We start from the raw sequence: 23,388 nt of genomic DNA, 5'->3' as shown, positions 1-23,388 counted from the left end.
GGTGGCCGGGGCCGGATCATCGCAAATGACGACGCCGACCGCAATGCCGCCGGGCGGTTGATCTCGAAATAGACCGGCGGTCAGCCGACCAGCAGCGCCAGCAGCCGTTCGGCCGCCGCGATATCGCGTTTGAGGGCGGCGCGGCGCGCGGTGGCTTCGGCGTCCTCGCCCCATTGCTCGATCTGATAGGTCTCGTCGAGCTGGGACAGGCTCCAGGCGGTGGCGGCATCAATCCGCGCCTGGGTCAGGGCCAGGGCCAGCACCAGCGAGCCGGTGGCGGCGGCGGCGGCCTGGATCGCGGTCAGCCGCCAGGAATCCTGACGCTCCAGATGCTCTGCCAGTGCCGCGACGGCGTGGTCGGGCTGGGCCACCGCCAGCACCGAGACGGTCGAGACCAGCGGAGCCGCCAGCGTCTCGGCGGCCCAATCCAGCAGCGGCTGCCATTCCTGGGCCTGCCGCTCGGCCAGATCGGTCGGAGACTCGGCGCGGTAGCACAACAGGTCGGTCCCGGCATAGGCCATCAGATAGCCGGTGATCGTCTCCCGCTCGGGGCCGACGCGGTCGAGCGCGGTGCTGGCCAATTGGGTCAGCGGCATCGAGGACGGCTGGATCGTTTCGCCCTGATCGTCCCATTCGGCGGCGATCGCTTCGGCCAGGGAGCGGGTAGGAACGCGCAGCAAGCACCCGCCGGGGGTCCGCACCGGGCGCCCGTCGAGATGGACGGCAAAGCCGTCCTCGCTTTCGGCGGCGGCGGCGGCGGCATAGAAGCGGCGAAGGGGAGTGAGACTCACGGGTACGGACCTCGAAGGTTAGCGGCGGCCGATGACGGCACGGCAGGGAGCAGGATCGACCGGCGGCCGGGTGGCGGCGGGACGTTGCGAAAAGGGACGCAGACCGGTGGACTCGCCGCCGACGACGGGAACGGCCAGCGCCCCGCGCAGCCGGGCCGCCGATCCGCCGCGCACCGCAAAGACAAGGTCGAGCATCTCGGTGCGCAGATCGAGCGTACCGCTGCCCAGGATCGCCGCGCGCGGGGTCTCGACCGCCAGGCCGCGTTCGGCGCTGGCCAGTCCGTTCTTGATGCCGATCCGGACGGCGGCGCAGCGCAGATGGATCGGGTCTTCGTCGCCGGTTCCGCCGTCCAACGCGGTCAGCAGCCGGGCGGGAACGCCGCCTGCGGTGCTGGCAGCCAGTCCGGTATCACCGATTCCGGCCAGGATATGACCGTCCAGGGTTCCGGCCAGCATGCGCGGGCTGGCTCCCTGGGCGTGCAGATCGACCGCCAGTTCGGCGCGGCCGCCATCGAAGGGGAAGCCGCCCCCGATCCGCTTCAGGTCAAGTCCGCTGCCTGCCAGCTTCAGGGCGGCGGCGGGGACGTGGTCGGAGGCGTCGAGCAGCGCTTCTCCGGTCAGAAGGCCCTCGCCCAGCCGGGCGGAAAAGCCCTCGATCGCCAACCGTCCGGCGGTCAGGCGCACCGTCGCGGCGGCCTCGGTGAACCCGGCCGCCCCCAAGGGAAGGTTGGCGGCGGTAATGCCGAGGTCGAGATCGAAGCTTCCCAGACGATTCAGCGCCAGCGGTTCGTTGGCCAGCAAGCGTTCGTCGGCGATCGGGATCGCCGGGCGCGCTGGTGTCGGCTGGACCGTTTCGATCAGCCTCAGCGGATCGAGACCAAGATCGGACAGGGTAAGAGTGGTGGCGGCGATCTTGCCGCTGACCGCTGGCCGGGGCTGGAGCGCCAGAGCGAGATCGCCGGAGAGATCACTGCTGCCGATGGTCGCCTTGATTCCACTCAGCCGCCAGCCCGTCGGGCTATCGGTCAGTTTGCCGCCCGCCCGCAATGCCGCCCCGCTGGCGAGGTCCAGTCCGAACAGCCGTCCCGGTCCGGTCAGGCTGTCGGCCTCGGCGGTCAAAGCGAGATCGAGCCCGTGACCGGACAGCGGCGCCGAGAACGATCCGCGCGCGCCGAGCAACAGGGTGTCGTGCTTGCCCAGCACCGCGTCGATATTTTCCAGTGCCGGAGCCTGGACCGAACCGACCAGCCGGGCCGCGACCTTGTAGGGGCCGATCGCCGGAGGGGTCTGTCCCTCGGCGAGCGACAGCCATCCGGCCCGGTGCAGCAGGGTCGCGATCTCGTCACCCCGGGCGTCGAGGATGATGTCGAGCCCCTCGCCGGTCAACGGATCGGCAATGCCGCCGCGGGCGACGACGACCGCGCCGTTGATCGTCCCCTTCAACTGGATCGGGAAGGGACGGTGGCGCTTGCGGGTGTCGGCCGGTCCGACGATGCCGCCCAGTTCGAAGCCGGTCCCGGCCCATTGGCCGTGCGCTTCGAGCGTCAGGCGACCGCCTTCGATGCTTTCCGGGCGAATCCGCCCCTGTGGCAATTGGATGCGGGTTTCGCTCTGGGGCGCGTCGGGAACCCACAGCAGGGTCGCGTCCTCAAGCTGGACCTCGCCCAGGGCAAAGCTGGTCGGCGGCACTTCGTCGCTGACCCGGTCGAGGCCGATCCCGGCGGCGGCGGCGATCGCGGCGGCGGCGGCAGGAGCGGTGGTCGGGGTCAGACGCAGGGTCGGCCGGATCAAGAGCAGCCGCTCGGTGCGGAACTGGCGGAACAGCAGCGGCAGCAGCCCGACCCGGGCCTCGATGCGATCGACCTGCACCATCGGCGCCGAGGCCCCCGGCACCGACAGGCCCAGCCCGGTGATGCTGAGACGGGGCGAGAGGCCGAGGCGCAGCTTGACCGGCCCGTTGAAGACCATCGTCAGACCGGTGGCGGCTCGGACACGGTCGGCCAGAACCGCCTTGTACCGCTCGGTATTGACCGATTTGGCGGCCGCAATCGCCGCGATCGCCAGCAACAGGCCGGCGACAAGGACGATCTTTATGATTGTGGCGGGACGCATGGCCGTTCTCCGATGACCAAGTCGAGCGTTCGACTCAGCTGTTCAAAACTGTCCAGAACCACCCGGGCTCCGGCACTGTGCAACTCGTCCAGCGATTGATAGCCCCACGAGACGCCGATGGCGACGGCGCGGGCGGCATTGGCCATCGCCATGTCGTAAGAGGTATCGCCGATCATCACGACAGCGGCGGGATCGAGCCCGCATTCGTTGGCGGCGCGCAGCAGCATCGACGGGTCGGGCTTGCTGGGATTTTCGTCGGCGGTCTGGATCGTGACAAAGCGTCCGCGCAGGCCGTGAGTCTCCAGCATCGCCTCGACGCCCCGCCGCGACTTGCCGGTGGCGAGCCCCAGCAGCCAACCGTCCGCCTCCAGCCGGTCCAGCGCGGCAAGCGCGCCGGGAAACAGTGGATCGTCGTGTTCGGGCTTCACCCGCAGGGTGTGAAAGGCGCTCTTATAGGCCTCGGCGACGGCGCGGTGGGTCGCCGCCGAGGCCCAGGGCAGCAGCATCGCGCAGGCTTCGACCAGCGACAGACCGATGATCCGGCGCACCTGATCGGGTTGGGGGATGCCGAGACCCATCCGGCCCCAGGCCATTGTCATCGCGCTGACGATGGTGTGCTGGCTGTCGATCAGGGTGCCGTCGACATCGAACATAGCAAGGCGCAGAGGCGGCATGATGTCTCACGATGGGTGGGGGTGGGCGGACAATAGCGCAGCCAAGCCCGCCGACCAATCCTCGTCATGACAGGGTGACGATTAGCAGGGGGCTGGACGGTCGAACGGCACGAAGCGGCCACCAAAAGCGCGCTCGTCGTCGCTCAAAGCGGGGCTCTGGTGGCTAATCTGTCCATCGGCGGGGACTTGCGGCTCGACTGGCATGTCTTCGGCAATGCCGATTTCGATCAGGATCGGCCCACCGGTTAGGAACATATCGGCCCCGATCTGCTCGACATGGTCGATTTTGCGGTACGCGATCCCGAATGCCGCCGCGATCCGTTCGAGATCGGGAACACTGTACAGCCGCCCCGACGCCTCGTAGCGGTTGTCGCAATTCTGGTCCTGATACTGCTTGATCAGGCCATAGCCGTTATTGTTGAACACCACCACCGCGATCCCCAGCCGGTGATAGGCCAGCGTCTGCAAATCCTGCAACGACGCCTGCAATCCGCCATCGCCGACCACCGCCACAACTTGTCGGCGGGGCTGTTCCAACACCGCTCCGATCGCCGCCGGAACAGCGTAGCCGGTCGGGGCCAGCCCTCCGGCCGCGAACAGGGAATGGCGGCGGCGGTGGAACATCTGGAACAGCCAGCACAGATTGGCCCCGCAATCGCCGATCACCACCGCGTCGAGAGCCAGGCCCTTCGTCAGACGCCGGATCACCGCATAGGGCGACAGCACCCGGTGGGTCTGGGCAAAGGTCGAAATGTCGCGGCCGAGATAGCGGGCGCGGGTCTCTTCCAGATAATCGTGCCAGGCGCGAGTCGGTTGCGGCGCGGTCAATTGGTCGAGCAATTGCGGCAGATAGCGCAGGTCGAGGCAACTGGTCTGATAGCCGTCGGCGGCGAGACGGGCCAGATCGGCCGGGTCGATGTCGATAACGTGAATGCGGGCGGAGGGCGCGAAATAGCGGGGATCGCTTCCGCGCAGATTGGCGTCGAGACGGCTGCCCAGCACCAGCAGGCGGTCGCAGTTCCACAGCGCGAAATTGGCTCCGCGATTGCCATGGCGGCCGATCGCGCCCAGATAGCTGGGCAAATCGTGGTCGAAGCAGGCCAACGCGCTCCAACTGGCGACAAACGGAACCCGGTCGCGCCGCAGCCAGTCGGCCAGCGCGGTGGCAATTCCCGCCTGTCCGACGCCACCGCCCAGCAGCAACAGCGGGCGTGCACCCTCGGCCAGAAAGGCGTTGAGAGTGGCGGCAATCTCGTCTAGTTCCGGTGGCGGCAGGGGGGGAGCGATCTGGGGCGGCAGGATCGGCAGGTCAACCGGCTCGGTCTGCACTGCGACCGGGATATCGACCAGAACCGGCCCAGGTCGGCCGACAGTGGCAAGATCCCAGGCTTCGGCCAGGATACGAGGCAGATCGGCCGCGCAGGTGACCTCGAATGTTTTCTTGGCAATTGGAGCGGCCATTGCCGCAATCGGGGTCCGCTCGATTGCGGCTCGGCCGGTGATGAACAGCGCCGGAACCGAATCGTGACAGGCGCAGGCGATGCCGGAGATCAGGTTGGCCGCGCCGGGGCCGCCGCTGGCCATCGCCACCCCGATCCGGCGCGCGCTCCGCCATACCGCATCGGCGGCCAGCGCCGCCGAACGCTCGTTGAAATGGGTGAAATAATCAATCCCCGGCTGGCGGGCGATCGCGTCGATCATCAGCGCGCAGGATATCCCGGCCGTGCAATGAACCCGCCCGACGCCCCGATGCCGCAAAAAGGCGGCGACGTAGTCCGCTCCGTTCAAAAGATACCTCGTCGTGTCGGTTCCCGCCGGACCCTGGTGTTCGGCCTGCCCAAGGCCCCCGATCCGGTATCACGGCAAGCGGGGTGGGAAATGATAAAGCCGTCGGGGCGAAGAGTCGACCCGACGGCTTATATGATCAGTGTGGAACCGGCCTGTCCGCGATCAGTGATGGCGCACGGCCAAAGCCAGCAATTCGGCACGCCGTGCCGAACCGCCCTTCGCCCCCTCGCTGTCGGCCAGTCGGATCGCCTCGGCGACCTCGGTCAGGCATTCGGTGTTGCGGTTCTCGACCGTGTCCAGCGTCCAGCCCGCGTTGCGACCTTCGGCCGACAACATCGCCGCTTCGGTTTGCAGCGCCTGGGCCAGATCGAACAGCCGGGCCGCATTGGCGGCATGGCGGGCCGCCGGGTTGACCGCGATGTCGGCGGCGGCGGCGGCGGCGCTGGCGGAACGGTCGTCGCCGTTCAGCCAGCTTTTGGCCCAGCCGATCCAGTCGCTGTTGCTCTCGAGATCCTGAGCGTGAAGGATCGCGAAGGCGACCGACTGGGCGATCGAGAGATCGTCACCGAGGCTCATCCTTCCGCCCCCCCGTTGGCCGGAGCGGCCCCCTCGCGGGGGCGGCGACGGACGGTCTTGGGGTCGGCGGTGATCTGACGGTAGATCTCGATCCGCGCCCCATCCTCGACCACCGCGTCAAGGGTGGTCGCTTTGCCATAGATCCCGACCTTCTGGGCGTCCAGATCGATCTCGGGGAACTGGCGCAGGATGCCGGACTTCTCGATCGCGTCCTTGACGGTGCTGCCGTCGGGCACGTCGATGGTCAGCCAGGATTGACGTGCCGGGGTGGCGTAGACGACTCCGACCTTCATCGCTCTTCTCCTTAGACGCTATGAGCGCCGGCCATGCGGATTTCCTTGCCGGCGGCAAGGTCGATCATCCGCTTGGCGACCAGAACCAGCCCGGTGACCAGGAACCCGCCCGGAGGCAGGATCGCCAGCAGCACGCCGCTATCGGCGGGCAGCAGACGCAGTTCCATGAAGTGGAACGCCGGACCCAGCAGCAGGGCGGCGTCGGCGAAAACGGTGCCATTGCCGATCAGTTCGCGGATCGCGCCGATCACCACCAGCGCCAGGGTGAAGCCGATGCCCATGAACAGGCCGTCCAGGAAGGAGCGGCTGACCGGTTCCTTGGCGGCGAAGGCTTCGAGACGGGCGAGCGGCAGACAGTTCGACACGATCAGCGGGATGAACAGGCCCAACACCTTGTACATCTCGTGCATCCAGGCGTTCATGCACAGATCGACCAGGGTGGTCATCGAGGCAATGATCAGGATGTAGACCGGGATACGGACTTCCTGGGTGATCGTGTTACGGAACAGCGCAACCAGCAGGCTGGAGGCGGCCATCACCACCGCGGTGGCGATGCCGAGGCCAAGGCCGTTGGTGGCGCTGGTCGTGACCGCCATGGTCGGGCACATGCCCAACAGCATGGCGATGACGCCGTTATTTTCCCACAGTCCGTCCTTGATGATCGTCTTGTAGGGCGTAGCCATCAACCGGCCTCCAGCATCTTGGATTTCTGAGCGTCAAAGAAATGCAGACCCTCGCGGATCGCGCCGACCACGCCGCGCGGCGTGATGGTCGCGCCCGAGAACTGATCGAATTGACCGCCGTCCTTTTTCACCTTCCACTTCTCCAGCGGGGTGTTGGCGAACGACAGCCCGTTGAAGCGCAGAATCCAGTCGCCCTTATCGACCTGGATCTTGTCGCCCAGGCCAGGGGTTTCCTTGTGGGTGATGACGCGGACACCGAGAACCTTGCCCTCGGCATCGACGCCCAGCATCAGGCGGATCGGACCGGCATAGCCGCTCCCGACGATAGTATAAGCGACGCCGGTAACCTGTCCGCCCTTGGTGGCGCGATAGATGGTGACATCCTCGCCCTTGGCATCCTTCAGGGTGATGGTGTCGGTAACCGGCGAATTGTCGTGGATCGCGGTCGGCAGCACCTGAGACAGCGAGCGTTCCTTGTCCTCAAGGATGCGCTGCTTGATGTCGTCGTTGGTCTGCTGGTCGGTGACGGCCAGCACGATTCCGAAGCCCAGGCAGAACGCCCCCAGGATCGAGGCGTGAATCCAGGTGGCGCGGCTCATTTATTCCCCCTGTTCAACGGCAGCGGCTCGCCCTTGCGGGTACGGCCAAAGGCGCGCGGGCGAATATGGTGGTCGATGATCGGGGTCAACGCGTTCATCAGCAGAACCGCGAAGGCCATGCCTTCGGGATAACCGGCGAACGTGCGGATGACCCAGGTCAGGAAGCCGATGCCAAAGCCGTAGACCAACTGGCCCGATTTCGACACCGGCGAGGTGACGTAATCGGTGGCGATAAAGAACGCCCCCAGGATCGTCGCACCCGACAGCAATTGGAAGGTTCCCGGCGTGAAGCGGTCGGGATTGATCGCACTGAACACGGTGCCGAGCAGGAACAGGGTTCCCATCACCGCGACCGGGATGTGCCAGGAGATCACCCGCTTGGCGATCAGGAACAGGCCACCCAGCAGGATCAGGAACGCCGAGGTCTCGCCGAAGCTGCCAGCATGGGTGCCGAGCGCCAGGCTGGTGAGGTCGGGGGCGGTCAGGATCGACTGGCTGACCGGAATGCCGCGCGACAATTCGGTCTTGATGTAGCCGAGAGCCGAGGCGGCGCTGAGCGAATCCAGCATCGCCGAGTGGCCGAAGATGATGCCGATGCTGTCGATCAGACCGGGCGATCCGGCGCTGCCCAGCGGGGCGGGACGGACAAAGGTGGTCATCTGGAGCGGGAACGACACCAGCACCGCGATACGGCCGACCATCGCCGGGTTGAACACGTTCTGGCCGAGACCGCCAAAGGCATGCTTGGCGAGGCAGATCGCGAACACGGCGGCGACGAAACACACCCACCACGGCGCCCACGGCGGCATGCTCATCGCCAGCAACCAGCCGGTCAGAACCGCCGAGCCATCGGCGAGGGTGGGGCCGACCGGGCGCTTCGACAGGTACAGGCACATGGCCTCGAGCCCGACGCAGGACAGCACGGTGACCAGGAACATCAACGCCGCCGGCCAACCGAACAGCCAGATATCATACAGCGTAGCGGGGAGCAGCGCCGCCAGCACCAGAGTCATGGTGCGCGAGACGCTGGTGGGAGCGTGGGTGAACGGTCCGCTCTTATCGACGGCGATTCTCATGCGTCTGCCTTGTTCACGTCAGAGTTTTGCGATTGCGCCTTGGCGCGGGCGGCGGCGTCGCGCTTGGCCTGGGCGACCCGCTCCAGACGGGCGTTGCGGGCTTCGACCAGAGCCTTGGTCTGCTCGGTCTTGCGACGCTCGCGGTCAAGCGCATTCAGCCGGCCCTTGGCGTAGTTGAAGTAATGGACCAGCGGAACATAGGAGGGGCAGATGTACGAGCAGGATCCGCACGACACGCAATCCTGAAGCCCGATCGCGGCGGCTTCTTCCAGTCGCTCGTTGCGGATCAGCGCCGCCATCTCGACCGGGACCAGACCGCACGGACAGATCGACACGCAGGTGCCGCAACGGATGCAGGGCTGGGTCGGCCGTTCGTTGACTTCGTCGCCGGTCAGCGCCAGCACGCCCGACGTGCCCTTGACCACCGGGACGGCGGTATCGACGATCGGCTGGCCCATCATCGGGCCGCCGCTGACCAGACGCTTGATCTGGCCGTTGATGCCGCCGCAGAAGCCGAGCAGGTCGTTGATCGGGGTGCCCAGCGGCACTTCGATGTTCTTCGGTTCCTTGATGCCGTGGCCGCTGACGGTGACCACCCGCGACAGCAGCGGGCGGCCGAAGCGGACGGCATGATGGATCGCCCGCGCGGTGGCGACATTGTGCACCACCACACCGACATCGGCGGTCAGCTTGCGCGCCGGGGTTTCCCGACCGGTCACCGCCTGGGTCAGGTGGCGTTCGGCTCCCATCGGATACTGGACCGGCACGCCGACGATGGTGACGTTGGGCTGGGCACTCGCGGCCTTGCGCATCGCCTCGGTCGCCTGCGGCTTGTTGTCCTCGATCGCGATCACCACCTGGGGCGCGCCCAGGGCGTGAGCCATGATCCGGGCACCGTCGATCACTTCCGCGGCATATTCACGCATCACCCGGTCGTCGCAGGTGAGGTAGGGTTCGCACTCGGCGCCGTTCAGCAGGAGAATCTCCAGCTTGTTCTTGTCGCCAAGGCCCAGCTTGACCGCCGAGGGGAAGGTCGCCCCACCCAGCCCGACGATGCCGGATTCACCGACACGGGCGCGGATCACCTGGGTCGATTCGGCGAAGGGATCGGCGATCGGGGCGGGCAGGTCGGCCCACTGATCCTTGCCGTCGGCTTCCAGCACGATCGTCAGCATCGGCAGACCCGACGGATGCGGCGCGGTCATCTCGGCGATCTCGACGATCTTGCCCGAGGTCGGCGCGTGGACCGGGGCGGAAACGACGCCCTGGCCGCGGGCCAGCATCTGTCCCTTCAGCACCACATCCCCAACTTTGACCACCGTGCTGGCGGCGGCCCCCATGTGCTGCTGCACCGGCAGATAAAGAACCGACGGGATCGGGAGCGCGACGATCGGCTTCTCGCTGGTCAGTTCCTTGCGGTATTCGGGATGAATGCCGCCCTTGATGGGAAACAACTTCATGAACCGTCGCTCCTACAGAGCTTGCAAAACAATCGGACTGGGGCATCGGCCCCCCGCGCGGCTGGCGCGGGGAACACTTTGCCGCAAAGGCGAATCGGGTCGGCCGGACGGACTAATGCGCGGTGTGGGCACCCGGCTTGTCCCAGTGCCACGTCGCGAGCGTCGGCAGCACCGGCCGCATCTCGATCGCTTCGGTCGGGCAGGCCTTGACGCACTTTCCGCAGGCGTGGCAGACGTCGGCGATGACGGTGTGCACCTGCTTGGCGGCACCGACGATCGCATCGGTTCCGCACTCGTTGAAGCAGCGCAGGCAGCCGATGCACAGATCCTCGTTGACGAACGCGACCATCGGGCCGGTCTCGACGTGATCAGAGGCGTCGAGGCTGACACCCAGCCGCTTGGCCAGGGCCTCGGCAGTGGCATGACCGCCGGGGATGCAGGCGGCGACCGAAGCGTGACCTTCGGCCAGAGCGGCGGCGAACTGCTGACAGCCGACATAACCGCACTGTCCGCATTGCGATCCGGGCAGCATCGCCTGAAGCTCGGCTTCCAACGGATCGGCTTCGACGGCGAGATAACGGGCGGCAACGCCGAGGAGGGCACCGAGGGTGACGCCCATGGCGGCCAGACCTCCGACTGCGATCAACATGGTGTCATCTCCCTAGTTGGTGGCCATGCCGGAAAAGCCCATGAAGGCAAGGGCGAGCAGGCTGGCGGTGATGAATCCGACCGGCGGGCCGGCGAACAGGCGGGGCACGGTGGCGAGCGCAATCCGTTCGCGCAGACCGGCGAAGATCACCATCACCAGACTGTAGCCCAACGCCGAGGCGAACCCGAACAGGGTGGCGTTGATGAAGCTCATCTTGCCCTCGACCAGCAGCAGCGCGAGGCCGAGCACGGCGCAGTTGGTGGTGATCAGCGGCAGATAGATGCCCAGCGTCTTGAACAGCGACGGCGATACCTTGCGGACGGTCAGTTCGGTGAACTGCACCGCGGCGGCGATCACCAGGATAAAGGTGACGGTCCGCAGATAGCCAACACCGTAAGGTTCCAGCAGATATTGTTCGACCGCCCAGTCGCCCATACAGGAGACGGTGATGACGAAGGTGGTCGCCAAGCTCATGCCGACGGCGGTTTCCTGCTTGGTCGTCACACCCATGAACGAGCACAAGCCCAGGAAGCGGGCCAGCACTACGTTGTTGACCAGAGCCGCTCCGACGATCAGCAGCAGTAAATCGTGCATCGAATATCCCTCACCCGAGATCGGTATGGCAGCTTTCGCCCGGGCCGGGGCCGTAGGCGCGACGAATTAAGCGGGGGGACAGATCCCCCTTTTTGGCAAGGTACGAGGCGGACAGCCGGGCGATCCCGATACCAACCGCCAGACCGGCGAAGGCCCCCACCATGGTCCGGGTCTCGCCGCCGCCCATCTGGTCGATCGTGACCATCGTGACCAGCATCGTCAGCAGCGGAATGGCGTAGGCGGTGAGCGAGGCCCGCATCAGCGAGCCGCCGCCCAAACCGACCACTACCCGGTCGCCGATCTTCAATCCGGCGCTGTCGGCCAGGGTAAAGCGCTTGGCCAGCAGGCGGGAGGTGTTGCCGGTCTTGGTGCCGCACAGCGCCGCAGACATGCAGCCGTTGCACGATCCGGTCGGTTCCGGTTCAAGAACGGCCAGCCCGTGTTCGAAGGCCACCACCTTGGCCACAGCCTCGATGGTGTTTTCGCCTTCGGGCGACGATGCGCGGTCCAGACCCTGGCTCATGTCTCCATGCCGCCTTTCACGCCATTTCTATCTTTAGGCCGTCACCGTGGCGGTGACGCCGTCGGGGGTGACGAAGATCGCCGTCAGACCACCGGCGGCACGCAAAATCTCCTGACGCCGTTCGACCGGAGCCAGCAGAAGCGCGGTCGACAGCCCGTCGGCCTTGGTGGCGGTGTCGGCGATCACCGAGACGCCCACCATCGCTGGCGCGGTCTTGCCGGTGCGGGTGTCGATCAGGTGGGTGAACTGGCCGGCATCGTCGAACAGGGTACCATAGCCGCCCGAGGTCGAGATCGCCTTATCGACGACGTCGATTTCGGTGATGGCGCGGGTGGGATCGGCCGGGTTGGCGATGCCGATCCGCCAGGCCGAGCCGTCCGGCTTGGTCGACAGCGCGCGGGGCTCGCCCATATCGACCAGCATGTTGACGAAGCCGTGGCTCCGCAGCACGTCGGCGACGCGGTCGGTGATATAGCCCTGAGCGCCGGAATTCAGCGTGATCGCCATGCCGGGGCGGGCCAGCACGATGGTGCGGCCGACCGGATCAATCTCGATGCCGCGCCAATCGACCAGGGCCAGCGCCTGGGCCAGATCGGCGGCGGCGGGACCGGCGGGGTCGGGGTTGGCGGCGGTGAAGTGGCTGAAATACAGCTGCCACACCGGCTGGATCGTCGGGTCGTAGACGCCGTCGCTGATCTTCGCCAGATCGCGGGCGTGGGTCAGCATTTCGATCAGTTCGACCGGAGCGTTGTCGAGACGTCCGTCGCGGTTCAGCGCCGAGAGGGCCGAATCGGCGCGATAGACGCTGAAGATCGATTCCAGCCTGGCGAGTTCGTCAAGACCGGCGGCGATGGCGGCGCGGGCCTTGGCTTCATCGGTGTGATAGAGCTGGATGGTCGAGGGAGCGCCGAGAGTGGTGCCTTCCCAACGGATCAGACGGGCGGCTTGCGCCTGGCTCGCCTGCCAGATCAGCGGCAGGCCGGCGGCGGCAGCCAGCACGGTGATGGCACGACGGCGGTTGATACGGACGGTCATAGAACCTCAGCCCTCCTCCAGCGAACATCCTGAGTCCGGGGCGGGTGCCGCCGCTCCGGAACGGATGGATATGCTCAAATCTTAGCCACGTTGTCAAACATGCCCAAAAAAACGTCGGGGCGCATCCTAGGCTACCCAAATGCGCGGTTCAAGTCCTACCTACCCCTGACCGCATAAGGGTGAACCAGTATAGAGTGGCAGAATTCCATCGAATTCAGCCATTGTGCAACGCACCCCGGCCGCATGGCTGGCATGTGTAACCGAAAACGACGGGAGAAACGCCACAAAATTTCGTCACCCCAGCCTGCCACTGCGAAGTGGCATAGTCGGTCATATGTCTATTGGGCTGGGTTGGGTCTGGGTGGGGATGGGCCGTCAGTCTGGCCGCCGCACCACGCCGAACCAATAGGCCTCGACGCCGTGAATCGCCCGAAACAGATCGTCTATTTCCATCGGCTTAGCGATGTAGCCGCAGGCTCCGGCCCGATAGGCGGTGGCGATGTCCCATTCCGAGGTCGAGGTCGACATCACTACGACGGGGAGATGGTTCAGCATCGGATCGGCGCGGATCTCCTCGAGCACCTGGATGCCGCCCTTGCGCGGCATATTGATGTCGAGCAGCACCAGATGGGGCATGTTGGGATCGTCGCCGACAGCGAGCGGGCGTAGCCGTTCCAGCGCTTCGATCCCATCGCGCGCGCGTTCGACAATGCAGGGGAAGGGGCCTTCTCCGATCGCCTGCGAGACCAGGGCAACGTCCCCCGCATCGTCGTCAACGACCAGAACACGATAGGGGGACACAGCGTTCATTGGGGCTTACCGCAATTGATCGAGGTTCGATTCTGTATTGGAGCGGAACCGTGCCGTGAAACCACGGCATAAGACATCATCCGACAAAGTCGGTGTCGAGCGCGATTTGTTTTTCGGTCGCGGCTATATGGTCCGACGTGCCGATCCTAGCTCGGATATCGGACGTATGCAAACGGCGATCGCCGCTGTCTGGGTAATGTCACTTGCATGACGGTCCCGCCGAGGCTATACAGTGGGTGAGAGACGCACACGCACGTGCCTATGGCCCACTGGGGTTATGCAACGACGATCGCGTCCTTTTTGGAGAAGCCGGCCAAGAACGGGCCGGTCCCCGAAAGGGAGGTGGACATGGTTGTGACCCGCGAACGGGCCCTTATCCCAAGATTAGAAAAAAGTATGTGACGGCGGTCAGGCGAGACCGGTCAATCCGGTCGCCTGCCGCCGACGCGTAGCGTACCCAACCCTCCTCCGACATGGGGGGGCGGGTGTTGATGTCGTGTTTGGTTCGGCAACCTTAATGGACGGGAACCGCTTGCCCAGTGGAGACTAGAAAAGATGAAGCATATCGCGTTTGACGGACGATTGGTGGTGGTGGGATTCGGCAGCATCGGACAGGGGGTTATGCCGCTGATCCTGCGCCATATCGACATCGATCCGACTCGGATCACCATCATCACCGCCGACGAACGCGGTCATGACGTTGCCAACGAATACGGGCTGCGCTTCATCAATGACGCCCTGACCCGCGAGAATTATCGCCCCCGGCTGTCGGCGCTGCTGGGCAAGGGCGATTTCCTGCTCAATCTTTCGGTCGATGTGTCATCGGTCGCCCTGGTCGAACTGTGCCGCGATCTCGGCGCGCTTTATCTCGACACCTGCATCGAACCCTGGCCGGGCGGCTATACCGATCCCGCCCTCAGCCCCAGCCGCCGCAGCAATTACGCCCTGCGCGAAACGATGCTGGGTCTGCGCGGGTCTGCCCCCGCCTCGACCGCGTTGATCACCCACGGGGCCAATCCGGGTCTGGTGTCGCATTTCGTCAAGCAGGCCCTGTTGAACGTCGCCACCGAGTGCGGGCTGGACGCGGCGGTTCCGGCCGACCGTGCGGGTTGGGCCGCGCTGGCGCAGCGGGTCGGCGTCAAGGTCATCCACGTCGCCGAGCGCGATACCCAAGTCGCCGACCGTCCCAAGGAAAAGGGCGAGTTCGTCAATACCTGGTCGATCGACGGCTTCGTCGGCGAAGGCTGCCAACCCGCCGAACTGGGCTGGGGCTCGCATGAAAAGGGCCTGCCCGGCGATGGCCGCCGCCACGATTTCGGCTGCGACAGCGCAATCTATCTGATGCGTCCGGGGGCCAGCCAGCAGGTGCGGACCTGGACTCCGACCGAGGGACCGTTCCACGGCTTCCTGATTACCCATAGCGAAGCGATCTCGATCTCCGATTTTCTGACGGTGCGTGACGGCGACCAAGTGGCCTATCGGCCGACCTGCCACTACGCCTATCACCCCTGCGACGACGCGGTGAAGTCGGTCCACGAACTGGCGGGCAAGGGCTGGGTTCAGCAGCCGCGCCAGCGTCTGATGATGTCCGAGATCACCGGCGGTATCGACGAACTGGGGGTTCTGCTCGCCGGTCACGCCAAGGGCGCCTATTGGTACGGGTCGCAGCTTTCGGTCGCCGAGGCTCGCTCGCTGGCGCCCCACAACAACGCCACCAGCCTCCAGGTCACCGTCGCGGTCCTGGCCGGGATGATCTGGGTGATGGAAAATCCCGAGCGCGGCATCGTCGAGCCGGACGAGATTGATTTCCAGCGCATCCTTGAAATCTGCCGCCCCTATCTGGGTCCGGTGGTCGGGGCCTATACCGATTGGACCCCGCTCGATGGGCGCGGCACCTTGTTCCCCGAGGATATCGATCCCAGCGATCCCTGGCAGTTCCGCAACATCCGGGTCGCCTGATCGGGGGCCAGCGTAGAAGCAGAGGGGGGCACACGTCCTCCCTCGGCCGACGCGCTACCCTTTTGTGTCCTTACCGATCTCGACCGCCTCGAACCGACTGGCGCGGAAGGTGGTCGACCAATGATCGGGGGCCAGTCCCGCCTTGCGCTTGAGATGGGCGAGGAAGGTCCGGGGGGCGGGCAATTGCTCCCACACCGCAGGCAGAAACAAAGCCCGCGCTCCGCCATCCTCGATGATCAATCCGTCACGACGCGGGCGCAACTGGGCCAGCAGATCGGCCTCGTCGGTGAAGCGCATTGCCACCGGCGGAGTCAGCACCGACACCGACAGGGCCAGCCCGTCCAACTCGGCCGGTCGCAGCGGTAGAAAGCGCGGGTCGCCAAAGGCGGCCTTGAACGCGTTATCGACGATATCTTCGGCCAGCGGGCGCCAGGCCTGCGGCGAGCCGATACAGCCGCGCAATTCGCCCTGGCGGGTCAAGGTGACGAAGACCGCGCCGGGTTGGTCGAGGCGACCGGTGGACGTGACCGGGGCGGATGCGGGGCGACCATGGCTCAGTCCGTGGTGGATCGAACCCCAGGCCAGATCGAGCAGGGTCGGGCCGAGGGCGCGAATCTCCGCGTCTTCGTCTTTCGTCCCGGTTTCTTTTTCGGTTTCGTACAAGGCCCAGGCTCCATAGCCGACCACCCGGTCGCGCGGTCCGGCGGTGTCGCCGGAATTGCGTAGATCAAGCCGTTCGATTCGCATCGCCCGCCGCTTCGCCGCCAGCAGCAGACCGGCGAGGGGAACGCGGCCGCAGGCGGACTCGTGGTCCAACCCGTCCGGGTCGAACCGTTCGATCGCGGCGGCGGTTGATTGGTCCCGGCGACGGCACGACTCGTAATCGAGATAATGCGACAAATCGGTTGAAATCACGATCAGGGTCTCAGGCCCGCCCCAGACGGCGTCAAGCGCGGCCGCGACGGTTTCGGCCGAAGCGTCGCCGACGACGAGCGGCAGCATCCGGAAGTCGTTGCCCAGCACCGTTTGCAGGAAAGGAAGCTGAACTTCCAGTGCATGTTCCTGGGCATGGGCCGGGTCGAACAATCCTAGACCGGGCAGGGTGGCCAGACGCTGGGTGCCATCATGATCGAGCCCGACCGGCCCCAGCGGCGAGGCCCACTGGTCGGCACTCGACAAGGCCAGTCCGCGCAAGGCGATTCGATGCGACGGACCCAACAGCACCACGCGGCGCACTTTTCCCCGTGCTGGAGCCATTTGGGCATAGGCGGCGGCGGCGATGGGACCGGAATAGATCCACCCGGCATGGGGAACAATGATCGCCTTGGGAACCGGCGGCCGAGCCGGGGGCGCGGCGGCGAGCAGAGCCGCGCAGATTTGGCGGATTTCGGCCGGATCGGTCGGATAAAACTGTCCGGCAACGGCAGTGGGGCGAATCGCGGTCATGGCCAAGGCCTCTTTTGAGCTTTTTGCCCACTTTCATGGTACTCTGCGGCGATGAACAATGCCATCCAGGGCTCTTTCTTTCCTGCGCGTCATTGGCATCGTCTTGATGACGGTCGGATTCGATGCGCCGTTTGCCCCCGCCAGTGCATTTTGCGGGAAGGGCAGCGCGGACTGTGCTTCGTGCGGGCGGCGGCGGCAGAGGGAATGGTGCTCACCACCTATGGCCGCTCGTCGGGGTTTTGTATCGACCCGATCGAGAAGAAGCCGCTCAACCACTTTCTGCCCGGGACGCCGGTGCTGTCGTTCGGGACCGCCGGGTGCAACCTGACCTGCACCTTCTGCCAGAATTGGGATATTTCCAAGGCCACCACCGTCGATCGCCTGAACGAATCCGCGTCGCCGGAGGCCATCGCCACGGCGGCGGTGCGGCTGGGCTGCCGCTCGGTTGCCTTCACCTATAACGATCCGGTCGTTTTTCTCGAATATGCCGTCGATGTTGCCCTGGCTTGCCGCGCGCGGGGGGTAAAGACGGTGGCGGTGACGGCGGGCTATGTCGATGCGGCGGCGCGCAGCGATCTGTTCGCCGAGATGGATGCCGCCAATGTCGATTTGAAGTCTTTTTCCGACGATTTCTATCGCCGTCTGTGCGGCGGTCGCCTGGAACCGGTCAAGGAAACCTTGCGCTGGCTGGTTCACGAGACCCCGACCTGGGTCGAGATCACCACTTTGCTGATCCCCGGCGAAAACGATTCTCCCGCCGAAATCGAGGCGCTGTCGGGCTGGATCGCCACCGCGCTCGGGCCGGATGTGCCGCTGCATCTGTCGGCGTTTCATCCCGACTGGAAGATGCGTGACCACCTTGCCACCGATCCTTCGGTGCTGACCCGGGCACGTCGGATCGCCAAGGCCAGCGGCCTCAACCACGTCTATACCGGCAATGTCCATGATTGCGACGGAGGCGCCACCCTCTGCCCGGTGTGCAAAGCCCGTCTGATCGAGCGCGATTGGTATCGGCTGACCGGCTGGGCGCTGACCGAAAACGGTTGCTGCTGCGCCTGCGGGGCGCGGCTGGCCGGTCTGTTCGAACCTCATCCCGGCGATTGGGGAGCCCGACGTCAGCCGGTCCGGCTGGGCGAGTGACACCGGATGAACCCCGGCCAGGATGTGGCCGGGGTGTCGTCGATCCGACCGATTCCGGTCAGGCGGCCTTGCGGCCCGACTGGACGTCGGTGAAGCGGGCGTTCAGCGGCTCGAGCGTCGCGCTGACGGCGGCGGTGGCGATTTCAGCCAGCTTGCGCGTCTCTACGATGACGTCTTCGAACGACTGGCGGGCCAGACGGTTCTGAAGTTCGGCCAGTTCAACCGGGCTTTTGACCGCGAACAGGGCTTTGAACGCGGCGTCGGCCTTGTCGATCGAGCGGGCCAGCACCGCCTGCTGCGCCTTGGCAATCTCCTCAATCGCCTTGACGCTGGCAGCGCCGCTCTTGCTCAGAGCGTCGGCATTATCCTTGCCGAACGAGACGAAGGTTTCGAATCCATCAATTTTAAAGCTCATGACAAATCCCTTCTTTGTGTCCACAAAGCGGGCCGTGGCCGGATCGCTTATTGTGCAGTGCAACATAAGGCCGCTTTAGCTCAATCGCAAGCGAGCGCAAATGGATTTTTTGCACCGCAGCAAATGCGAATTGGGATCAGCGGATCACCGCGAAATCGCGCAGGACACCGACCTCAAGCTGGGTTTCGCGCAGACGGTAGCTGACCGCGTCGCCGATCGAGACGATTCCCAACAATTGGCCATCGGCGACGACCGGAAGGTGGCGGATGCGCCGCTCGGTCATCACCACCAGGATTCCCTTGGCCGAATCGGTGGGTGCACAGGTCACTACCGGGCTCGACATGATGTTGCGGATCGGCATGTCGATCGCCGCCTTGCCGTACTGGCTGATGCCATGGACGATGTCGCGTTCGGACAGAACACCAAGCAAGGCGCCGGAGCTGTCGCACACGACGGCGACGCCGACTTTTTTGCCCGACAACAGGGCGGCGGCGTCGGCGACCGAGTGATCGGGCCGAATGGTGAAGATGTTATGACCTTTGATGTCGAGAATGGCAGCGACTGACATAATTGTATCCTTCCGACCCGAACCTATGACCCGTCCTTCGTCCATGCTGGGATGGCGAAGGTGTCCTGTAATGAGTCTAGAGTTGGGGCCGAAGGGCTTGCGTTTCAATGCCTCCCCATCGGTGGAAATCCCTACCTCCGCTTGGAAGGCAGGCAGACCGGCCAAGACGACGCGGCGGCAAAAGGCGACCTGTCTTGGTCAAACCTACCGCTTTCGCCAGCAGAACTAGCCTAGAGGTTATAATCGACCAAGCCTGTTGGCTAGGGTTGGGTCAAGATTACCCTAAGCTTAAGACCTGTCGAAATATGCGGATATGCCTTTGTAGATTTGTATAAAATTGAGGAAGCATTATATGTTTCGTTAAGCTGAAGCATCAGGTTGAATCTCAACCCTTTCTTTTAATTCTCCTGATGATGCCGGAAAAATAAAATCGCAGAAAGCGGGCAAAGCGGGGAGGGGAAAATCTCCAATTGGAATGACCAAGGGATCTATCCCCATGAAGGCACTTAGCATTCGGCAACAGATTCTTCTGATGCCAATCCTGTCGGCGGCGGCGATTCTGCTGGTGGGTATTTTTGCCGCCAATATCGTCCATGACAAAATCGAGGCCGCCCATCGCCTCCAGATCAAAAGCGTCACCGAAGCCGCCGTTCGGGTGGTCGGCTCGTTGCACGCCGAGGCCAAGGCCGGTCGGATGGACGAGGACCAGGCCAAAATTCTGGCCCGCGATGCGATCCGGGCCATCCGCTTTTCCGGCCAGGAATATTTCTACGTCTACGATTACGACGGCAAGCTGCTGTCCCACCCGATCAAGACCGATCTGGAGGGAACCTATAAGCTGAAGGACACCGTCGATTCCAATGGCGTCCGCACCATCGACGAATTGATCCGCGCGGCGCGGCGCGGCGGCGATTTCCTGCCCTTCCAATGGCCCAAGCCGGGCGAGACGGTGCCGTCGGCCAAGTTGGGCTATGCCGCCGGATTCGATCCGTGGGGCTGGATGATCGGCACCGGCGTCTATACCGACGATGTCGAGATCGAAACCCGCCGGGCGCTTGGCCTGATCGCCGGGGCGGGCGGGATCGCCCTGGCCCTGTCGGTGCTGGTCGGTCTGCTGGTGGCGCACGGAATCGGGCGGCGGGTCCGTGCCCAGTCGGAACGGATGTTGTCGCTGGCCGAAGGCGACCTCGACAGTCCGATCGTCGCCGACAGCGGCAATGACGAATTGACCCGGATGGCCGAGGCGCTGGACGTGTTCCGCCAGCGGATGATCGAGAACCGCGAGATGGCAGCCGCCCGCGAGACCGAGCAGGCTCGCCGCACCGCTGCCGCCCACCGCATCGCCGGTCTCGCCCGCACCTTTGATGCCGCCGCGACGAGTGCGCTCGACGTTGTCGCTACCGCCGCAGTCGATCTCGAACGCAACGCAGCCCAGATGTCCTCGGCCGCCGAGATGACGTCGGATCGCTCGATCACTGTCGCCTCGGCGGCGGAGCAGGCTTCGGCCAACGTCCAGACCGTCGCCGCCGCGACCGAACAATTGACCTCGTCGATCGGCGAGATCGGCCGTCAGGTGACCAATTCGGCCCGGATCGCGATCGAAGCCTCGTCCGAGGCCGGGCGGACCAGCGAGCATGTGCGCGGTCTGGCCGAGGCGGCGCAGCGGATCGGAGCCGTCGTCAACCTGATCAACGACATTGCGGCCCAGACCAATCTGCTCGCGCTTAACGCCACCATCGAGGCGGCCCGGGCCGGAGAGGCGGGCAAGGGCTTTGCCGTCGTCGCCGGAGAGGTCAAACACCTCGCCAACCAGACCGCCAAGGCGACCGAGGAAATCGGCGAGCAGATCTCGGCAATCCAGCAGGCCACCGCCGTTGCCGTCGGCGCGATCGATTCGATCGCCGGGATCATCGACACTATCCGCGATTCGACGACGGCGATTGCCGCCGCGGTCGATCAGCAGGGGGCGGCGACCCAGGAAATCACCCGCAACGTCCATCAGGCGTCGTCGGGAACGATCCTGGTCAGCCATACCATCGCCGACGTGACCCAGGCGGTAACCGAGACCCGGCAGATTTCCGGGGGCGTGCATGACGCCGCCGGGCGTCTGCGCCGCGAATGCGACGTCTTGCGCGGGGAGGTCAGCCAGTTCCTCTCCAACGTGCGCGAGGGCTGAGGTTTGGGCTAAACTCGCCCCGGCGCAGGGCACAGATCGGGGGCCGATGCGAGATCGTCGTCGGCCCCCGGCATGAGGCTTCATCCGGCATGATCATTTCGGCGAGTTATCGTACCGACATCCCGGCTTTTTACGGCCGCTGGTTTCTCAACCGCTTTCGCGCCGGATGGGTCCGGGCGGTCAATCCCTATGGACGGCAAATCTCGACAATTCCGTTGCGGGCCGGAATCGACGGCTATGTGTTTTGGAGCCGCAACCCGGCGCCGTTCCAAGCCGCGTTCGACGAGGTCCGGGCCGCCGGATACCCCTTCATCCTGCATTACACCGTGACCGGCTATCCCCGCCGGTTGGAACGCTCGGTGATCGACCCCGCCCGCGCCGTCGCCTTGATCCGCGATCTGGCGGCGCGTCACGGGCCGGACGTGGTGGTGTGGCGCTACGATCCGGTGCTGATCACCTCGCTGACGCCGCCCTCGTGGCATCTGGAGACCTTTGCCGCCCTGGCCGACGCCCTCGCTGGGGCGGTCGATGAGGTGGTGATCTCGTGCGCCACTCTCTATCGCAAGACCGAGCGCAACCTGACTCTCGCGGCGGCAGAGGGGGAGGGGTTTACCTGGGTCGATCCGCCCGCCGAGGACAAGCAGGCGCTGCTGACCCGGCTGGCCGGGATGGCGCGGGCGCGGGGGATGCGGCCGACTTTGTGCGCCCAGCCCGGACTGATCGTTCCCGAGGCAGAGCCCGGCCGCTGCGTCGATGCCCGTCGGCTGGAGCGGGTGGCGGCGGGGTGGGGCTATCCCCGCTCGATTCCAGCGCGACCGCGCGGCACCCGCCCCGGCTGTCAGTGTCACGAAAGTCGCGATATCGGCGAGTACGACACCTGTCCGCATGGCTGCGCCTATTGTTATGCGGTCGGATCGCGCGAACAGGCCAGGATAAGACTCGCCGAACACGACCCTGATTCTGAATTTCTTTTTCGACCTGCCTGGGTATTACCCACAGCCGAAATACCGACTTTGCTGTGATGCAACATAACTCGGGCCAATACCGGACCTTGTCCGATAGTCATATTTCTGAAAGGGAAAGACGACGAAACTATTTATTAAAATGAAACCAAATTAACTTTGGCATTTTGAGCGCGATGTCGTATGGTTTTCATCGGTTGATTGTTTCCAGACGAGGAGGCTCCCATGCTGTCAGGCGCGACTAAAGCCGTCCCGACTCTCGTCGGCCCTCGCCAACCCGCCCGGATCGTAACTCGGGTGTTCGATCATCGGTCCCGCCGTCCGGCCTGCTATGCCGGCAATGCCGAACCCTCGCTTGACGAGGTGATTGGCGATCCGATGGTTCGCCATTTGATGGCTCGCGACGGTGTCGTCGTCGAGTCGCTGATGTCGCTGTTGGACGAAGTCCGTCTTCGTTTGCGTTAACCGAAACCACAGCAGATCCGACCGACTGATCCCTGCCTGCCGTTACCGGCGTGCGCTTGGCGCCGGGAGCGGTTCGGACCGGATTCGTTCGGCCGGAGCGGAACGGGGGGCGGGGGCAGTGTAATCGCTGCTTCCGCCACTTGCGCCGCTGGCACCATCCGCCTGACGCGGGGCGACAGTGATGGTGACGATCGAGCCCAGCACGGACCGGCGTTCGATCTGGACGGTGGCGGCCCGGTCGCCGCGCAGATAGGTCAGGATGCTGGTTTCGCTGGTGATGCTCATCAGCGGCTGCCAGCCGAAGCCGGGCATCTGGGTCTGATAGAAATTGGTCATGTCATTGGCGGAATTGGTCAGCACCATCACCACCCGCCCGGTCCAGCGGTCGCGGTCGGACAGGATCAGCGAGCGGTCCTGATCGATTCCGGCTCCACTGGGGAGGGGAATGTCGGTGACCAATTGGGGCGAGCCGGGGGCGGCCCCATTGTTTTCGGGAGAAGAACTGCGCGTACACCCCGCCTGCGCCAGCAACGGCAGCAGGACGGCGAGGGTTGCGGCAAGGCGGACGGTCTGGCTCTTCATCCCGCAAAGGTA

At 65.1% G+C, this 23,388-nt stretch carries 24 protein-coding genes; 5 read left to right on the top strand and 19 right to left on the bottom strand.

Translation table 11 applies throughout. The features are described from left to right. Positions 1 to 80 precede the first annotated feature (80 nt). The 15 genes from BLW40_RS01970 to BLW40_RS01900 all read right to left on the bottom strand — a co-directional run bounded on the left by BLW40_RS01970 (position 81) and on the right by BLW40_RS01900 (position 13,663). Positions 81 to 791 carry an ATP12 family chaperone protein gene (locus tag BLW40_RS01970; RefSeq protein WP_074764957.1) on the bottom strand — a complete coding sequence of 237 codons (711 nt, stop codon included), beginning with the start codon at positions 789 to 791 and terminating at the stop codon, positions 81 to 83. Positions 792 to 809: 18 nt separating this feature from the next. Then, on the bottom strand, positions 810 to 2,903 hold the full coding sequence (locus BLW40_RS01965; RefSeq protein ID WP_074764955.1) for an AsmA family protein: 2,094 nt from the start codon (positions 2,901 to 2,903) through the stop codon (positions 810 to 812). Then, on the bottom strand, positions 2,882 to 3,577 hold the full coding sequence (locus BLW40_RS01960) for an HAD family hydrolase (protein ID WP_074764953.1): 696 nt from the start codon (positions 3,575 to 3,577) through the stop codon (positions 2,882 to 2,884). Before BLW40_RS01960 ends, BLW40_RS01965 begins: the two co-directional genes overlap by 22 nt. A gap of 81 nt (positions 3,578 to 3,658) precedes the next feature. Continuing rightward, entirely contained in the window at positions 3,659 to 5,365 is a 1,707-nt protein-coding gene (locus BLW40_RS01955) for a thiamine pyrophosphate-binding protein (RefSeq protein WP_074764951.1), read from the bottom strand. Between the two features lie 162 nt (positions 5,366 to 5,527). Further along, positions 5,528 to 5,941, bottom strand: coding sequence for a hypothetical protein (locus tag BLW40_RS01950; RefSeq protein WP_074764949.1), 414 nt, complete (start codon positions 5,939 to 5,941; stop codon positions 5,528 to 5,530). Beyond that, positions 5,938 to 6,234 carry an RnfH family protein gene (locus tag BLW40_RS01945; RefSeq protein WP_074764946.1) on the bottom strand — a complete coding sequence of 99 codons (297 nt, stop codon included), beginning with the start codon at positions 6,232 to 6,234 and terminating at the stop codon, positions 5,938 to 5,940. Before BLW40_RS01945 ends, BLW40_RS01950 begins: the two co-directional genes overlap by 4 nt. Before the next feature lie 11 nt (positions 6,235 to 6,245). Beyond that, positions 6,246 to 6,917: an electron transport complex subunit E gene (locus BLW40_RS01940; protein WP_074764944.1), complete on the bottom strand. Its 672-nt coding sequence runs from the start codon at positions 6,915 to 6,917 to the stop codon at positions 6,246 to 6,248. After that, positions 6,917 to 7,516 carry an electron transport complex subunit RsxG gene (rsxG, locus tag BLW40_RS01935; RefSeq protein ID WP_074764942.1) on the bottom strand — a complete coding sequence of 200 codons (600 nt, stop codon included), beginning with the start codon at positions 7,514 to 7,516 and terminating at the stop codon, positions 6,917 to 6,919. The genes BLW40_RS01940 and rsxG overlap by 1 nt, the downstream gene beginning before the upstream one ends. After that, the gene (locus tag BLW40_RS01930) at positions 7,513 to 8,592 is read right to left on the bottom strand and encodes an RnfABCDGE type electron transport complex subunit D (RefSeq protein ID WP_074764940.1); all 1,080 of its coding nucleotides are present in this window, start codon (positions 8,590 to 8,592) and stop codon (positions 7,513 to 7,515) included. The genes rsxG and BLW40_RS01930 overlap by 4 nt, the downstream gene beginning before the upstream one ends. Then, on the bottom strand, positions 8,589 to 10,052 hold the full coding sequence (gene rsxC / locus BLW40_RS01925) for an electron transport complex subunit RsxC (RefSeq protein ID WP_074764938.1): 1,464 nt from the start codon (positions 10,050 to 10,052) through the stop codon (positions 8,589 to 8,591). Before rsxC ends, BLW40_RS01930 begins: the two co-directional genes overlap by 4 nt. Before the next feature lie 112 nt (positions 10,053 to 10,164). Then, complete coding sequence (locus tag BLW40_RS01920) at positions 10,165 to 10,701, bottom strand: RnfABCDGE type electron transport complex subunit B (RefSeq protein ID WP_074764936.1); 537 nt, start codon at positions 10,699 to 10,701, stop codon at positions 10,165 to 10,167. Positions 10,702 to 10,713: 12 nt separating this feature from the next. Then, positions 10,714 to 11,295, bottom strand: a complete 582-nt coding sequence (gene rsxA / locus BLW40_RS01915; protein WP_074764934.1) for an electron transport complex subunit RsxA — start codon at positions 11,293 to 11,295, stop codon at positions 10,714 to 10,716. A 10-nt stretch (positions 11,296 to 11,305) separates the two neighbouring features. After that, complete coding sequence (locus tag BLW40_RS01910; protein WP_074764932.1) at positions 11,306 to 11,818, bottom strand: SoxR reducing system RseC family protein; 513 nt, start codon at positions 11,816 to 11,818, stop codon at positions 11,306 to 11,308. Between the two features lie 33 nt (positions 11,819 to 11,851). Then, the gene (locus tag BLW40_RS01905) at positions 11,852 to 12,853 is read right to left on the bottom strand and encodes an FAD:protein FMN transferase (protein WP_074764930.1); all 1,002 of its coding nucleotides are present in this window, start codon (positions 12,851 to 12,853) and stop codon (positions 11,852 to 11,854) included. Positions 12,854 to 13,228: 375 nt separating this feature from the next. Beyond that, the gene (locus BLW40_RS01900; RefSeq protein ID WP_074764928.1) at positions 13,229 to 13,663 is read right to left on the bottom strand and encodes a response regulator; all 435 of its coding nucleotides are present in this window, start codon (positions 13,661 to 13,663) and stop codon (positions 13,229 to 13,231) included. 555 nt (positions 13,664 to 14,218) lie between these two features. Here BLW40_RS01900 and BLW40_RS01895 point away from each other — a divergent pair. After that, the gene (locus BLW40_RS01895) at positions 14,219 to 15,622 is read left to right on the top strand and encodes a homospermidine synthase (RefSeq protein WP_074764926.1); all 1,404 of its coding nucleotides are present in this window, start codon (positions 14,219 to 14,221) and stop codon (positions 15,620 to 15,622) included. 54 nt (positions 15,623 to 15,676) lie between these two features. On the opposite strand, the gene amrB is transcribed toward BLW40_RS01895, so the two are convergent. Next, positions 15,677 to 17,068 carry an AmmeMemoRadiSam system protein B gene (gene amrB / locus BLW40_RS01890; protein WP_074764924.1) on the bottom strand — a complete coding sequence of 464 codons (1,392 nt, stop codon included), beginning with the start codon at positions 17,066 to 17,068 and terminating at the stop codon, positions 15,677 to 15,679. Positions 17,069 to 17,119: 51 nt separating this feature from the next. Between amrB and amrS the strand changes: the two genes are divergently transcribed. Next, positions 17,120 to 18,208 (top strand): AmmeMemoRadiSam system radical SAM enzyme, encoded by a 1,089-nt coding sequence (amrS, locus tag BLW40_RS01885; protein WP_074764922.1) that lies wholly within the window; start codon positions 17,120 to 17,122, stop codon positions 18,206 to 18,208. A 58-nt stretch (positions 18,209 to 18,266) separates the two neighbouring features. On the opposite strand, the gene BLW40_RS01880 is transcribed toward amrS, so the two are convergent. Both BLW40_RS01880 and BLW40_RS01875 read right to left on the bottom strand, forming a co-directional pair. Next, a complete protein-coding gene (locus BLW40_RS01880; RefSeq protein WP_074764920.1) occupies positions 18,267 to 18,623 on the bottom strand; it encodes a phasin family protein in 357 nt (118 codons plus the stop codon). 136 nt (positions 18,624 to 18,759) lie between these two features. Beyond that, a complete protein-coding gene (locus BLW40_RS01875; RefSeq protein WP_074764918.1) occupies positions 18,760 to 19,191 on the bottom strand; it encodes a CBS domain-containing protein in 432 nt (143 codons plus the stop codon). A gap of 496 nt (positions 19,192 to 19,687) precedes the next feature. Between BLW40_RS01875 and BLW40_RS01870 the strand changes: the two genes are divergently transcribed. The 3 genes from BLW40_RS01870 (at position 19,688) to BLW40_RS17575 (ending at position 22,794) form a co-directional block, all read left to right on the top strand. Then, the gene (locus BLW40_RS01870) at positions 19,688 to 21,367 is read left to right on the top strand and encodes a methyl-accepting chemotaxis protein (protein WP_074764916.1); all 1,680 of its coding nucleotides are present in this window, start codon (positions 19,688 to 19,690) and stop codon (positions 21,365 to 21,367) included. An 89-nt stretch (positions 21,368 to 21,456) separates the two neighbouring features. After that, entirely contained in the window at positions 21,457 to 22,389 is a 933-nt protein-coding gene (locus BLW40_RS01865) for a DUF1848 domain-containing protein (protein WP_074764914.1), read from the top strand. Positions 22,390 to 22,626: 237 nt separating this feature from the next. Then, positions 22,627 to 22,794, top strand: coding sequence for a hypothetical protein (locus BLW40_RS17575; RefSeq protein ID WP_170834509.1), 168 nt, complete (start codon positions 22,627 to 22,629; stop codon positions 22,792 to 22,794). A gap of 42 nt (positions 22,795 to 22,836) precedes the next feature. Here BLW40_RS17575 and BLW40_RS01860 read toward each other — a convergent pair whose 3' ends face one another. Next, positions 22,837 to 23,376, bottom strand: coding sequence for a hypothetical protein (locus BLW40_RS01860; RefSeq protein ID WP_074764912.1), 540 nt, complete (start codon positions 23,374 to 23,376; stop codon positions 22,837 to 22,839). Positions 23,377 to 23,388: the final 12 nt, after the last annotated feature.

This window comes from Magnetospirillum fulvum, from assembly GCF_900108475.1.
Classification (GTDB): Bacteria; Pseudomonadota; Alphaproteobacteria; order Rhodospirillales; family Magnetospirillaceae; genus Phaeospirillum; species Phaeospirillum fulvum_A.
The sequence above is the reverse complement of the archived record's forward strand: the minus strand, read 5'-3'. Positions and strand labels throughout refer to the sequence as shown.